12 protein-coding genes are annotated in these 15,333 nt (G+C 37.9%); all 12 read left to right on the forward strand.

Going from position 1 to position 15,333, the window contains the following annotated elements; genetic code table 11:
• Window positions 1–132 precede the first annotated feature (132 nt).
• The gene (locus RRV45_RS03205) at window positions 133–327 is read left to right on the forward strand and encodes a hypothetical protein (RefSeq protein ID WP_315667301.1); all 195 of its coding nucleotides are present in this window, start codon (window positions 133–135) and stop codon (window positions 325–327) included.
• Window positions 328–453: 126 nt separating this feature from the next.
• The gene (locus tag RRV45_RS03210) at window positions 454–1,029 is read left to right on the forward strand and encodes an RNA polymerase sigma factor (protein WP_315667302.1); all 576 of its coding nucleotides are present in this window, start codon (window positions 454–456) and stop codon (window positions 1,027–1,029) included.
• Entirely contained in the window at window positions 1,026–1,499 is a 474-nt protein-coding gene (locus RRV45_RS03215) for a hypothetical protein (protein ID WP_315667303.1), read from the forward strand. The genes RRV45_RS03210 and RRV45_RS03215 overlap by 4 nt, the downstream gene beginning before the upstream one ends.
• Window positions 1,496–2,578, forward strand: a complete 1,083-nt coding sequence (locus RRV45_RS03220; protein WP_315668916.1) for a hypothetical protein — start codon at window positions 1,496–1,498, stop codon at window positions 2,576–2,578. The genes RRV45_RS03215 and RRV45_RS03220 overlap by 4 nt, the downstream gene beginning before the upstream one ends.
• Window positions 2,579–2,761: 183 nt before the next feature.
• The gene (locus tag RRV45_RS03225; protein WP_315667304.1) at window positions 2,762–3,688 is read left to right on the forward strand and encodes a hypothetical protein; all 927 of its coding nucleotides are present in this window, start codon (window positions 2,762–2,764) and stop codon (window positions 3,686–3,688) included.
• Window positions 3,689–3,928: 240 nt separating this feature from the next.
• On the forward strand, window positions 3,929–4,861 hold the full coding sequence (locus tag RRV45_RS03230) for a diacylglycerol kinase (protein WP_315667305.1): 933 nt from the start codon (window positions 3,929–3,931) through the stop codon (window positions 4,859–4,861).
• Between the two features lie 100 nt (window positions 4,862–4,961).
• Window positions 4,962–5,240: a hypothetical protein gene (locus RRV45_RS03235; RefSeq protein WP_315667306.1), complete on the forward strand. Its 279-nt coding sequence runs from the start codon at window positions 4,962–4,964 to the stop codon at window positions 5,238–5,240.
• 436 nt (window positions 5,241–5,676) lie between these two features.
• On the forward strand, window positions 5,677–7,050 hold the full coding sequence (gene rlmD / locus RRV45_RS03240) for a 23S rRNA (uracil(1939)-C(5))-methyltransferase RlmD (protein ID WP_315667307.1): 1,374 nt from the start codon (window positions 5,677–5,679) through the stop codon (window positions 7,048–7,050).
• 605 nt (window positions 7,051–7,655) lie between these two features.
• The gene (locus RRV45_RS03245; protein WP_315667308.1) at window positions 7,656–8,678 is read left to right on the forward strand and encodes a Wadjet anti-phage system protein JetD domain-containing protein; all 1,023 of its coding nucleotides are present in this window, start codon (window positions 7,656–7,658) and stop codon (window positions 8,676–8,678) included.
• Window positions 8,669–10,180: a replicative DNA helicase gene (locus RRV45_RS03250; RefSeq protein ID WP_315667309.1), complete on the forward strand. Its 1,512-nt coding sequence runs from the start codon at window positions 8,669–8,671 to the stop codon at window positions 10,178–10,180. Before RRV45_RS03245 ends, RRV45_RS03250 begins: the two co-directional genes overlap by 10 nt.
• A complete protein-coding gene (locus RRV45_RS03255; RefSeq protein ID WP_315667310.1) occupies window positions 10,170–10,904 on the forward strand; it encodes a DUF6063 family protein in 735 nt (244 codons plus the stop codon). Before RRV45_RS03250 ends, RRV45_RS03255 begins: the two co-directional genes overlap by 11 nt.
• Window positions 10,905–15,332: a coiled-coil domain-containing protein gene (locus tag RRV45_RS03260; protein ID WP_315667311.1), complete on the forward strand. Its 4,428-nt coding sequence runs from the start codon at window positions 10,905–10,907 to the stop codon at window positions 15,330–15,332.
• Window position 15,333 lies beyond the last annotated feature (1 nt).

The following is a 15,333-nucleotide window of genomic DNA, read 5'->3' on the forward strand; positions in this document are numbered from 1 at the left end:
TGTGCGGAAATTTTTTAGACAGGCTATTATGTGATCTAAATCACTTATATCTCTATCAAAGAAATGATATCTTAAATATAAAGAGATTTACACTATATATATGTGGGAAATATAGTTTAAGGGGGTAGGAGTTTGATGACAGCAGTGATATTTTTTGTGATCGTCACCACCATTATCGCAATTATTACTACTATTATATTTATTACTAAAGGTGATCCTAATTACAGAAAATCAGCTAAACGGAATACAATGAATCTGACGATTATATACGTGATAGCTACCATCCTATCATTAATTGCATTAGCTTTTTATATTTGGCTATTTTAATAAAATACATTTTTTGAAAACGCTTGGGAAAGCCAATTTTCTAAGCGTTTTTCTATGCCATTATATTTTTTCTAAAAAAATTACTTTTTAGTGTAGGGATAGAGGTCCTGTCTTTCGTCTATTAAGGTGGAAGCTGTCAGAAAGGGGGAGAGAGCGATTAGCGACCAAGTTCTAATCCAAAAAGTAAAAAGCGGCAATAACCATGCATTTCGGCTTTTGGTTGAAAAGTACCGCAATGATTTGTTCCGGACCATCTACGCGGTATTAAGAAACCAAAAAGAAACGGAAGATGCCACACAAGAAGTTTTTATTAAGATTTACACCTCTCTCTCCCAATATGAAAATCAAGGGTTTAAAACGTGGATAACGAGAATTGCAGTTAATCATGCAATTGATGTAAAGAGGAAGCAGAATCGGAGCCAAGAAGATATAATAGATGTGGCGGAAAATGAAATATTGAGGACTCGATGGGAAAGTGTAGAGGACGAGATTATACATAAAGAAAAAGTTTCCCGTGTTCGTGAAAAGCTCCATGAGCTGCCTGAAAATTATCGAAACGTCATTTACGATTTTTACATTGCAGATAAGACGTATCAGCAAATGGCTGCGGAACAAAATGTTCAAGTGAAGACAATTGAGACAAAGCTTTACCGTGCCCGCAATTGGATGAAGAAGCATTGGAAGGAGGACGATTTTTCATGAGGCATTATTCAATAGAAGAGTGGATGAAATACGTGAAAAATGAATTCAATCAAGACGTCCGCGAGGAGTATGAAAACCATCTTTATACTTGTGACCAATGCTTGGATTTATATCTAGAGGCGGTAACGGTGGCGGAAAGCGAATTGCCAGAGGTTGAGAATGATGTTGAATTTACTAATTCAATCATGGTGCAGATCGCCGAGAGTCATCCTCCTTCATTAAAGGTCGTGAATAAGAGGAAGGAAAGCCGGCCTTTTTATCAAACAGCGATATTTCACTATACAGTCGCAGCGGCCATGACCATTTTACTAATGACAACTGGCGTTTTCCAGTCGATTACACAATATACAGTAAGTGTTCAAACACCAAGCTTCCAGGAAAAAAGGATATCGGTAACAGAAGGAATTGTAGACAAAACCTTCGCCTGGATGGATTCGTTGGATAAAGATAGCAAGGAGGCTAATAAATAATGAAAAATCCGATTATCGCGTTTTTATTGGGATTTTTTCCTGGTGGCGGTTTGTTATATTTAGGAAAAATACTTCGAGGCTTAGCCTATATGTTCGGGGAGTTGTTCCTGATTGCGATCACCTTTATATTGGGTGTTAATGGTGATGGTGATGTTGCAATATTCATCGTTTTTGCAGGGGTGTTTTTATATATCGTCAATCTGGTTGATACAGGAATTTCAGCATCTAGGCTGTTAAATCGCAAGGAAGTCATGCCTGTCGAATCTGGTTCGGCAACAAGTGAAATGGAGTATGAACGGTTTCGGACGATTCTATTATCCTTTATTCCCGGTGTAGGGCATTTTCAACTCGGCTTAATGAACCGCGGGATTACCTTATTAATTGCTTTTATGGGCTTAGCCATTATGGTGTTTTTTGTGGCAATATTGACCCATAGAGAAGAATTCTTAATTTTTTGGGCGATACTGCCTGTCATTTGGGTGTACGGATTTTTTGATGCCATTCAGCAATTAAATAAGAAGCAGCGTGGTGAACAGCTTATAGACCGCACCATCTTAGAAGATTTCGAATCCCGAAGAGAGGAAGGGAAGAAAAGTAAAGCCATCGCTACTTTATTTTCCGTCTTCCCTGGAGCCGGCCATCTATATCTAGGCTTGCAGCGCCGCGGAATTCAATTAATGGCAGCGTTTCTGTTTTCCATCTATATTTTGGACGTATTAAGATTAGGTATTTTCTTATTTTTAATTCCAATTATATGGTTTTACAGCTTTTTCGATGGTTTACAAAAGGCTTCTAAATATGAAGATGAACCGCTTGAGGACACGCCAATCATTTCCTACTTATTTAATCATCAGAAATGGATCGGCATTGGTCTCGTGCTCCTTGGCCTGTATTATTTAACAACGAATATTCTTCTGCCTGTTCTATCACCAATGCTAATGAATGCGATCAATATCGATATTCGCTATTGGTTCGAGCGCTATTTCCAAACAGCAGTTGTCTGTATTCTCTTAATTGGCGGGGGCTTGAAGCTGCTCACGGGGAAAAAGGAGAAGAAAATAGAGGTAACAGAAGAGTAGAGGGTCAATGGTACCCGTTCGCGTGGGTAAGTACGAGGGCAGGGAATCAGATAGCGATCTAGGTGCCCGTTTATGTGAAAAAAAGCGAGGGGAGGCATCAGATAGCGATTCCAGTAACTACTTGCAAGAAAAATACTTTAACCCAAACCCATCCATAGTTTAAAAAAGAAAGGTGGTTATCTAATGAGGACCTGGCGTGTTGGGACTTTTTCTATGGGAGCTTCACTCCTTTTGCTCGGAATATTTCTTCTTTTATCACAGATCTTTGGCTACAAGCTATTACATGTCATGATGTCATGGTGGCCCATTATTTTAATCGTTCTTGGCATTGAAATTTTAGTCTTTTTACTTTTAACAAAACAGGAGAAGCCTTTTTTGAAATATGATTTTCTCAGTATTTTCTTTGTTGGGGTGCTAGGAACCGTTGGAATTGGATTTGCGATCATTAGCTCCACAGGGCTCTTGGAAAAACTGAATGATGTTTTGCAAAGAGAAGAGCGGACCTTGGAGCTTCCAGGCTTTGAGCAGAAAATTAGTGACAGCATTAAAAGAGTAGTAATAAATGCGGAGCGTTCCCCTCTTACGATTGAGGGTTCAAGCGAGAGCGAACTAGCGATATTTGGTACCTATCGTGCACTGTCAGGAAAAAACGAAGAACTGGTTTCTAAATCAGAGGATTACGTTTCGATTACCGAAAAAGGGGATACCCTTTATATAAGCTTTAAGGGATTGCCTAGTGAATCTGTAGGGCCATTTGACAGGTTCGCAAGTTTATCTGCCACTATACTTATTCCTAGCAACGTAAAACTTGAGGTGAATGGAAATGATAACTCCATTACTCTCAAACCGCGTTCCCTTATGAGTGATTGGGCTGTTGACCGCGTTTCCCATCTTTCAGTCCAAATTCAAAACTCGAGCAATGTAAAAGTTACTGCATCAGGGGTGCGGGAAATTCAAGGCGACCTTGAAAAATGGAACATTACAAAAGAATCGGTGCAGAATGAATATGCAGATTCCGTCATTAAGCAAGCAACCTACCAAACTGGGAAAGGAAGTCACCAGCTTCAGATTTTAAATAGTTATCAGGTGAGTTTAAATACAGTCGAGTAGTCTTTATTACGAAATGCAGGTACCCGGATAATCTGGGTATCTTTTTCAAATGGTCAGCATTTATTAGTATTAGAGAGCGGGATAATTAAGCTTGTATATTGGGAATAATGGATTCATGCATTTAGGTTTATTTTCCGATTAGGCAAAAAATTGATATGTTCATGCCTTTTCGATATTATGTTAGAGGGAATAAGAAAAAACGGATGAAACAACTAAAAGTTGAATAATAGGATGATGGGTATGAAAAGAGCAAGAATAATTTATAATCCAACTTCCGGTCGGGAAATTTTCAAAAAACATTTGGCGGAAGTGTTGCAGAAGCTTGAAATAGCTGGCTATGAGACCTCTTGCCATGCGACAACAGGCCCAGGTGATGCCACAAACGCAGCACGAATTGCTGTAGAACGTAAATATGACCTTGTGGTAGCCGCTGGGGGAGATGGTACGATTAATGAGGTCGTTAATGGACTGGCAGAACAAGCATACCGACCGAAGCTAGGAATTATACCTGTAGGAACGACTAATGATTTTGCAAGAGCCCTTCATATTCCAAGAGACATTGAAGCGGCAGCGGATATTATCGCTAAAGGTGATACAATCCCTGTTGATATTGGACGGATTAATGATAAGTATTTTATAAATATTGCTGGTGGGGGCAGGCTGACAGAGCTTACTTACGAAGTGCCAAGCAAGCTGAAAACAATGCTCGGGCAGCTCGCCTATTATTTAAAAGGGATTGAAATGCTTCCATCCATTCGATCAACGGAAGTGAGTATTGAGTATGATGGAAAGCTTTTTGAAGGAGAGGCGATGCTTTTCCTTGTTGGGTTAACCAATTCAGTCGGGGGATTTGAAAAGCTCGCTCCAGATTCATCGATTAATGATGGCCTGTTTTCCTTATTAATTTTGAAAAAGACAAACCTGGCTGATTTTATCAGAATTGCTACATTGGCAGTCCGCGGTGAGCATATTAATGATCCGCAGGTTATTTATACACAGGCTAACCGGATAAAAGTGCAGTCAAGTGAAAAACTGCAGCTAAATCTCGATGGCGAATTCGGCGGATTGCTGCCAGCTGAATTTGTGAATCTCTATCGCCATTTAGAAGTCTTTGTTCCGATTGATCAAATCCGTGACGAAGACCGCCCGCGGGATTGGGAAAGTTCTATATAAAAAAGAGAAGCTCGTTCCGATTGGGGCGGGCTTTTTGCATACCAAGCATATGAAATGTGATAAACTATAAGAGAATTACATAAAAGGGGTGATGTTAAACATGAGTATTAGTGAAAGGCTTGTGAACGAACTGATCACAAAGATGAATCAAATGAATCAGAACCACAGTGAAAGTGAAATCTTTGTCCCTGGAAAGGGAAAATTCAAGATTATCTTACAGACAGAAAATGAAATATCTATAAACGAAGAGGTAATTGCTGATCCCACATTGGCGGAAAAGTTTGAGAAGAGTCGAGATGCCTATCGTCATCAAAGGTTTATGACATCCAAAGAATTAATAAACAGGATAAAAGAAACGGACTTTAATGATGAGAAATAAAAGAAGAGTCATATGGCCAGAACCTATCTATGAAAAACTTTTTACCCTTCAAAGTATACATTTTACACCGGAAGAAACCCAAGATTTTTTAATAAACCTCGTACTAGAAATTGAAGACCTGTTACTAAATCCCATCCTATCTAAATCATATACTGAGGAATTTGGAGAATTCATTGGTATCTCTAGAGTTATTGTCAGGAAGTTTTGTATTTATTATGAGTTTCATGGCTCTGACATTGTTATATTGAACATTAAATTCCCAGGTGAATACTCCGGTTAATTTCTTACCTAATTTTCTTCGATTGCTAAGGTCCCTCAAAAAACTAATAGTAATATCCTCTTTTGTTTCTAACACAAAAGATTCAACAGTATTTCGTATTCCCCCAATAATATGATACAATTTCCCTTATTAATGCTGAAAAAAAGGACGAAACGAATGAGCAAAACATTACCAGTACAAAAAAATGATTATATAGATGTAATTTTTGAAGATTTAACTCATGATGGAGCTGGGGTAGCTAAGGTTGATGGCTATCCATTATTTATTCCGAACGGGCTTCCCGGTGAAAAGGCAAAAGTTAAAGTCATCAAGGTGAATAAAGGCTATGGATTCGGCCGGATTGTTGAAATGTATGAAAAGAGCCCCTATCGGGTTGAGGCGGCCTGTCCTATTTACAAAGAATGCGGTGGATGCCAGCTTCAACACTTAAGCTATGAAGGGCAGCTGAAAGCGAAGGAAAAGCAAGTTAGAGACGTACTAGAGCGGATTGGAAAACTCGAAAATGTTAAGGTTCACCCTGTCTTAGGCATGAAAGAGCCTTGGCGCTATCGCAATAAGGCCCAGGTTCCGGTTGGCGAGCAAGAGGGAGGCCTCATCGGCGGCTTTTATCAGCAGCGTACCCATCAAATCATTAATATGAAAGAATGCATCATTCAGCAGGAAAAAAATGATGAAGTTGTTCAGACTGTGATCGACATTTGCAGCCGTTATGGTGTTCGAGCGTATGATGAAGGCAAACATAAAGGCGATCTCCGTCATATTATGGCCCGACACGGACTCGTAACTGGAGAAGTAATGGTTGTTCTCATTACGAGAACGAATGACCTTCCGAATAAAAACAAAATTGTGGAAGAAATCACCTCACGAATAAAAGGCATCAAATCCATTGTTCACAACGTCAACTCAAAGAAAACGAATGTCATCTTTGGTGACCAGACAAAGGTTCTTTGGGGTGAGGAAGTCATCTATGATTTCATCGGAGATATTAAATTTGCTATTTCCGCGCGGTCCTTTTACCAGGTTAATCCGGAACAGACAAAAGTCCTTTATGATAAAGCTTTAGAATACGCGGATTTAAGCGGTGAAGAAAACGTGATTGACGCCTATTGCGGAATTGGAACCATTTCCTTATTCCTTGCTCAAAAGGCGAAGAAGGTTTTCGGTGTCGAAATTGTTCCAGAAGCAATTGAAGATGCAAAACGGAATGCGGAACTCAATGGGATTACTAATGCAGAGTTTGCTGTTGGGGAAGCAGAAGTAGTTATACCAAAATGGTATGAGCAGGGCAATTCTGCAGATGTGTTAGTCGTTGATCCTCCACGAAAGGGCTGCGATGAAGCACTTTTGGACACAATTATTGAAATGAAGCCGAAGAAAGTTGTGTATGTCAGCTGCAATCCGGGAACGTTGGCGAGAGATTTGCGGATACTGGAGGATGGCGGGTATAAGACAGTGGAAGTGCAGCCGGTGGATATGTTTCCACAGACGATGCATTGTGAGGCGGTTGCTAAATTAGTTATGAAAATATAACCAAAAGCCCTTGACGAAGATGGAAGAGATTTGAATGTTAAATATTACAGAATAGCCCCAATCATTGTCAATAAAAATTAATGCAGAGCCTAATGCAAATGAGATTTATTTAGATCTGTATGAACGGTATATTATAGTAGGAATTCTTACTTATAATCCAATGAATTAACAACTGCGAAAACAACGTATATTGAGATTGTTAAAGAACTATGCGAGAAGTTTGATAGTATCTCTTTTGAGGAATATTAGTGAGAGCAATTAATATATTTCAAGGTAGCTGCCATTGTCTAATTACAACGAATGGCAGCTACCTTTTCTTTTTTATTGGAAAACAGAGGGAAGGGAGTTTTCACAAAGGCTGTTTCTTCATCCCATCTATAACTCAAAATGGTGTGGCTAAGAACTATTGCTTTAAATCAACAGGTAATGCTCAAAGATGATTTGGTTGATGTTAGCGATGTCATATTTATAAAAGCTCTGCCCGTAAATAAAAAAATAACCATATAAGAGGAATTTAGTTGTTATATAATATAACTATCGAAGTAAATACTAGACTATTATTTTATTTCAAATCACAAATTCCTTTCGAAAGTTGAGATGATGTTATGAAAAGAAGATTAATCTCAATCCTTGAAATAGCCAAAAAATCCACGATAACACTAAGTGAATTAGAGAAGACTGCTGATTCTCGTGACACTTATGATGATTTTGCAACGACTATTCAAGCCTTAATAAATGAAGGTTTTATTACTGCTGTTAAAAGCCATGGAACCAATTGGAGGGGGCTGCCCAATAGCTTTCGTATTCAAAAAGGAAAAGTGAAGCAATCCTTAATTGAAGAGATTCTAGAGATGCAATTCAGAGTGCATCCTGTAATTGAGCTACAATCATATATATCTTCTTCTAAGAAGAAATGGATGGAGGATAAAGTATGGATCGAAATAATCGATGCGTATTTACAGAAAAACGGACTACCTACCACCTATACGAATAGCTCGGGGCGTTCTTACGAAATAATGAAGGATGAGAAATGGATTGATGAAAAGGGTGGAAAAACTCTTTTAGAAAAAATGAATCTGTGGGATAAGTTGAAAATCATGAAAACCCCAGACCCTCTCATGTTTGCAATAAACCCGAACCATCTTCTGTCAAATCAAAGCGTACATAGACACCTCATTGTAGAAAATAAAGCAACTTATTCCGGACTAATAGATTCATTATTAAATACCAGTTTCACTACACTAATATACGGTTCAGGATGGAAAATATCTTCGAGTCTAAACCAACTATCCAAGCAGCTTGGCCTCACTGACAAGGAAATTCAACATGAAATCTATTATTTTGGAGACTTAGATTATGAAGGGATAAGTATTTTCCACCACCTCTACCAAAAATACAACGTAAAGCTGGCCACCTCTTTTTATGAAGCCATGCTTAGAAAGCCCTACTATGAAGGGAAAGAAAATCAAACGAGGAATGAAATGGCGATTCAGCACTTTTTACACTATTTCAGTAAAAAAGGTCAAGAGGTCATTGCATCTATGTTTCAGGAAAATGGTTACTATCCTCAAGAATCGCTAATGAAGGAAGAGTTACATCATATATGGAGGAGCACGTTATGGACATAGAATTAAAAGGGATAACGGAAAATTATCGGGAACGAATGCAGCGATTAGCATTATTTGATCCGTTATTCCGATTAGAAAATAAGAGGGAAAAGGATGAGAATAACCAACCCATTGATTACTTCGGATATGGTCTATTAACCCTATTATTTTTCTTTGAAAACATGTTAATTAGAAACAAAAAAACAAGTATACAAGATTTAGCTCAATATTTATATACGATAAATCGAGGTGAATACTCACTTTCCCTTGGAGGGTTTGAAAAGGTTGCTCGAACCATAGTCGAAACCTTTCGTCCACCGAGTGGAAAGCGGAATGAAAAAACATTTTATAACTGGGAAACAAGGGAGTACGAATCTGTCCATTATTCCATTTTAAAAGCCGATCGAGCAGATGTTAGTTCCAATACCCAATATTATAAATTAGATGAACAAGGGCTAGAACTCGTTTTTGCAACGAAGGAGTATTTCACTGAGTTTCAACTTTCCATTAACCAGTTAGTCTTAAGGAAACAGCTTGAAAAAGGGGAATTTGTAGGTGCCTTAAGGCAAATTGATGAAATGCATATTGATGTGGAATCGTTAAGAAATCGAATGACCATTGTGAAACATGAAATTCAACGAAATATTATCTCGGATGAAACGTATGAACGTTATAAACAAATGGTAGAGGACATCAATTCCCGATTAACAAGAGAAAATGAGGAATTCACTGAATTACATACTTTCGTAAAAGAAACAAAGAATCGCTTGGCCTACGATATGAACTCGGAAAAGGAGCAAAAAGCTTACGAATTAATTTTGCAAATTGATCGGGAGCTTGGGGAAGTGCATCATACTCATACAATGTTATTGAAGGAAAGTATCGATTTAAAAACAACAGCGTTACATGCTGCACAAGAGGCTCTATATTTTGTAGGGATTGACTCTTTTAACTTTAAACAAGAAATTACAGCTCCGCTAGTAAGTAAACCTTTACCTCTAGTCGCATCAAAAAGATTAATAGAGCCATTTCTAAAAATTGAACAGAGCGAAACTTGGTCTCCGCTAGTGATTTTTTCAGAGCAACGAATTGAAACACAAGACGGGATCGAACGAACAAATGACTTTGATGAACTTTCAGACGAGGTATTACAGGAACTAGAAAATGCTCAGGTTCGGAAATTATTTGGGGATATTATGACTCTCCTTCTAAAGATAATGGAAGGGAAAGATGCCATAACATTAAAAGAAGTGGTCGAACGAATTCGTGTAGAGGATCCTGACTGGTTGAATCGAAGACTATTTTATCAATTCTGGTATTGTCTCCATCAACGATCACCCATTATTCATGAAAAAAGAGAGGAAAGTAATGAGTCACTATTTGAAGAAGTTTTAGAGTTAATTAAACATCAATATTCCTCTATAGAAGTAGAAGAATTACCTGAAATTATAACAGTGACAGAGCGGTTTTCTATTCAAAATATGAAGCTGCGTTTAATAGTAGGTGAAGAAGATGGATTATAGACAAGAAGAAGTAATAAAGGCTTTTCAAATTTACGCAAAAATTAGTCAAAAGGGTTATAGTGAGGGCGATGAGCTCAGATTGTATTTGGCAGAAGACAAGGTTAGAGGGCTCGTTGATCAATTTGCCAAGGAAGTTGATTGTACGATTTTCTCAGTGGGGGAACGCCTCTACTTTGTACCATTGGCTTTGAATTCCCCCTTTCATATTTCTAATGATACATTGAAAAAAACTTATTTTACGGGAAAAACAGTTAATGCAGATATTTATTTTATGTATGTGACCATTATTATCCTTATTGGAGAATTTTACGATAGTTATCAAACGACAGAGCCTACGCGGGATTTCATTTCGATGAATGACTGGCTAGAGCAAGTGAATGAAAGGCTAGAAACATTGCAAGCAATCGGGGAAGAAGAATTAAAAGAGCTCGAAAAGGAATACGAGTATAGCTGGAGTGCCATTATTGGAAAATGGGCAGATATGGATGATTTAAAAGAAACGGCCAAATCCCAATCTGGAAGAACTATTAGCAGACTTAGTTTTCTTCATACGGTGAAAAGGTTTTTGATTGCGCAAGAATTAGTGCAAGACATCGGGAACGATGAATTGCAATTAACAGAAAAAGCAAAAGTGATTGTCCAAAGGTATTTTATGGAGTTGGAGTATAATCGGGGTATTTTAGAGTTTATTTATTCGATTGACCGACAAAAGGAGGAGGTATAAATGCCTTCCATTTCAAAAATTAGGTTCACCAATGTCGTGTATGAAGGTGGAGCAAAACGTTACAATGACGATATTTTCCTATTTGATAGCCGTAATGGGGCGATCTTACTTGAAAATGGTGGAGGAAAGACCGTATTTATTCAAACGGCCATTCAGGCGATTTTACCCAATGCAGAACTGGCAGAACGCAAAATAAAGGAAACCCTTTCCCTGGAGTCTTCAAGTTCTCATATCGCGATTGAATGGATTATAAATGAACGACCACGACGTTATGGGCTTACCGCTGTTACCTTATTTATGGAAAAAGAAGGGGTCAAATCATATCGTTATACCTATGAGTATGATGAAGGGGACAAGCATCGAATTGAGAAATTACCCTTTGTCCGACCAACTCCAAATGGAAAGCTTCGACCTGCGAATCGTGATGAGATGTATGAATATTATCTGACAATGAAGTCATCACATCCTTTAAAAGCGAGTACGTTTGTCACGGTAAAAAGCTATCATCAACATTTAGAAGATCGATTTAAAATTATCGCTTCGGAGTGGAAAAAAATCGCCATCATTAATAGTTCGGAAGGTGGAGTGGAAAGTTTCTTTGATGGCTGTAAAACGACATCCCAACTTGTGGACCAGCTGCTTATTCCAACCGTAGAAGAGGCAATCGCCGGAAAAGGCTCGACCGATTTTGTCCAAACATTTGAAAAACAGCGTGAGCATTTTAAAGCCCATAAAAGGTTACGACGCGTAATAGAAGAGAATAAACAAGTAGAAAAACAAATTGAAAGTTATGTATCTTCCTTTAAGCAATTAGATCTAGTAGAGAGACAACTAGAGGAACAGAAGGCAAATGCAAAAGCACTGTACAATCATACAAAAGTTGAGCAAGAAGAGACAAGTGAAACTTTAAGGGAAATTCAAACTAGTATAGAAAATTGGCAAGCTGAGCAGGAAGAATGGGAGCGGAAGAACAAATCCTATGAAATCTCCTTGTTGCAGCAAAAGAAAGATGCCGCATTTGATAAGTATAAAGTGGAAAAAGAGGAATTCGATCAATTCATACATGAGCAAAAAGAAAAGAATAGCCGATTAACCCAATTAAAGGTTGCGAAAGTTCTTGAGGATATAAAGAAAAATGAGGAATTACGCCTTCATTATGAAGAACAACTTAGCTCCCTAGAAAAAGATGAAGAAACCATCGATCTAGAGGAGCAATTAGCCGACAATACTGCTTTTTTGAAAGGGTATTTCACCCATGAAGAAGAAAAGATAGAACGAAATATAAAGCAAGTGGATCTTCAAAATAGCAGGAAGCAGGATGAGATAGCGCAAGAGAAAAGGGCGTTTTCTAGTCTTAAAGATGAGGCTGAAACGAGAAAGCTAAAGGAAACAGAGCTAAATGGTAAAAAAGAGCTTTTAGAAAAAGATATGAAAGAAATTGCGAAGGAAATTTTGGCTAACCCTCTCAAAGAAAGTGTAGAGGAAGAGTTTCCGAAATGGGAGCGTGATTATCAACGCTGTGATGAAGAAATTGTTGCTTTTGAAAGTCATCTAAAAGAATTGGAGCAATCGAAAAGGGAACTAAAGGAAGCGATCCCAAATGTGCAAGTGGAGTATTATAAATTTCGGGATGAAGCAACTACTTACAGGCAACAAATAAAAGTTATCGAAGACCAACAAAACGAGATTTTATCAGATCTAGTTGTACGAATGCCCCAATGGATGTATTACAATTCGATTTATGAAAAAGAAGAAACCATTATCGTTCAGCTCGAAGAAAGGGTTGAAAAGCTTACAATAGAAAAAGAAGACCTATTATTCAAAGAAAGACAGGCAACGAGATTCGCTGATGACTATCAAAATAACACATCGTTTACCGCAGACCCTAAACTTGAGCTATGGAAAAATCGTTGGCGAAATCAGTTTACCTATCTTGAACTAGGAACTGATTTCGTTCAGCAGGCAGCCCGATCTTTAGAAGGATCAGTGGAGGATTATTTTCTCAAATATCAGTATTGGGCTATTACGTTTATTGTGACGGAAGCAGAAGTGATGAAGCTGTGTGATAAGCTACATAGTGTTGAATTGGAGATGTCTCATCCAATTTACATTTGTACGGAGGAAGAAGCTCGGACATTGATTCGGGAAGAGGGAAAATCAAATGATCAACAGATTTTTCCTCGTATATGGAAAGAAAACCTCTCTATAGAAAAGTTCCATAACTGGAAGAGTGAGGTCGAAAGGCAAGCGAAGGAATCAAAGAATGAGCGGACGAATAAAGAATCAGAGCTCCAAAACTGGAAAAGCGTTTTATCGAAGGTTCGTGAATTTATTCTGAAATATCCATTTGAGCAGTATGCTCACTTAAAAGAACAATTAAAAGTAGCCTCGGAGGAAGAAGGAAAACAAAAACGAGTGTTGCATGAGCTTAATTCGAAGGTCGACCACAAAGAAAAAGAGATAACAGACTATACTAAGCGATTAGCCGATACTAAAAGCATTTATACTGGATTAGAGTCCATGCTCTCTAAAGGAAGAAATTATTTTACGAAAAAGAAGGAATGGGAGTTCTATCAGAAAGAGCTTATAAGAATTCGTGTAGAATTGGATGAAGTAACTAAAAGAATAGAGAAAAAGGGAAGGCTTCTGACTAAACTTACGAAAGAACTTGATGAATTAGGCGAGCAATTAAAGTTAGCTAAAGAGCCATTATATGATTTAAGGGGCGATACGTATTATAAAGAGGTAGTACAGGAGATTCCAAAATTCTCATCAAAAGGTTATGAGCTATTAGTAAATGAACGGAAATCATTGAGAAGAAAGTTAGAAGATAAGCAAGAAGGCAGGGAGTTATTAGTAGAAAGAATAGGCACAGTGAATAAGAAACTTGAAGAATTAATCGGGGAAAAGGACCTGTTAGAGCAACAATATGGATTAGTCGATGTGATTGAATTTCCAGCTCATGGGAAAGAAGAAATTACTCAGCTAAGCAAGTCGAATAGGGAATTAGAAGGAAAAATCGAAACTTTAAGGCCAACTGTTGAGAGACTTCAAGAGCAGTGGTCTAAAGCAAGTAATGAATATGAAATTCGTAAAAGTGATTTTCAAAAATTATACCAGGATATCGAAATCTTTAATATTTACCTTACCGAGGTAAAGGAACAACTTAATTTAGAGCGGGAAAAGCTTCAGGAAAAATATGTTTTTTTAACTAGTGAACAAAAAAGATATGAGTCATTGGCGAAAGAAATCGAAAAAGCCATTAATGAATTAGAGAAGCAGGATTTTCGCTTTGCCTTCTTACATGAAAGTGTTCCGAAACGTCTTTTAGATGAGCAAATCAAACAAGATAATGCTTATAAGCGGATGGAGATTGTGTCTCATTCAGTTGAAGCCCTGTCATCTGTAAAAGAAAAAGTGGTTTCTTTGCAGAAAAGGCGGGATGTTGAAAAGACACAATTTATCAGGTTTTGCCACGAGAAAATCATTGATATAAAGTTACGGAATACTTGCATTACAGGAATAGAGCATAAACTTACGTATAGCGATGTAATCGAATGGCAAGAAAAAATGAGCGATCGAATTCATCGAACTGTGAAAATTGCTGAAGAAGATATGAGGGAGCATGACAAGCAATTACAACAATTTATCTCCCATCTCCATCTTTACTTGCGAACGATTGCTGATGAATTAAGGTTAATTCCAAAGCAGACTCGTGTAAAAGTAGAAGATAAATCAAAAGACATTTATATCTTTACAGTTCCTGATTGGGATGAACAAGAAGGGAAAGAGGCCCTTCGTCATCATATTGATTGGATGGTCATACAGCTAGACAAGGATGAGTATAAAGATGATGAAGGAAAAGAAGACGAGTCACTCGTTCGCAAACAGATCGAAAAGTGGCTCCATACGAAACAGCTGCTGAAAAATGTCATGAAAGAAAAAGATATAAGTGTTAAGTGTAGAAAAGTCAGCAATGATGGTAAAGTAAGTGGTGCTCTTACTAGTTGGGAAAAGTCAAATGCTTGGTCTGGTGGAGAAAAATGGAGTAAGAACATGACACTATTCCTCGGTATTCTTAACTATTTGGCCGAAAAAAGAGTACCTCTTCAAGGAAACCAAAAGAGACACCGGACGGTCATAGTCGACAATCCATTTGGAAAAGCTTCGAGTGATCACGTATTAGAACCTGTCTTTTTTATTGCAGAACAATTAGGTTTTCAAATGATCGCTTTAACGGCCCATGCAGAAGGAAAATTTATTCGAAAATACTTCCCTGTTGTTTATAGCTGTCGCCTGAAAGAATCTGCAAGCGGAGAAACACAAATCATGACCAAAACTAAAGAAATTAGAACAGCTTACTTTAAAGACAATGACCCTGAAGCAATGGTGAGGCTTGGAGAAGAAGAGCAATTAGCGCTGTTTTAAT

Origin of the sequence: Bacillus sp. DTU_2020_1000418_1_SI_GHA_SEK_038 (genome assembly GCF_032341175.1) — a bacterium.
Taxonomy (GTDB): Bacteria; Bacillota; Bacilli; order Bacillales; family Cytobacillaceae; genus Cytobacillus.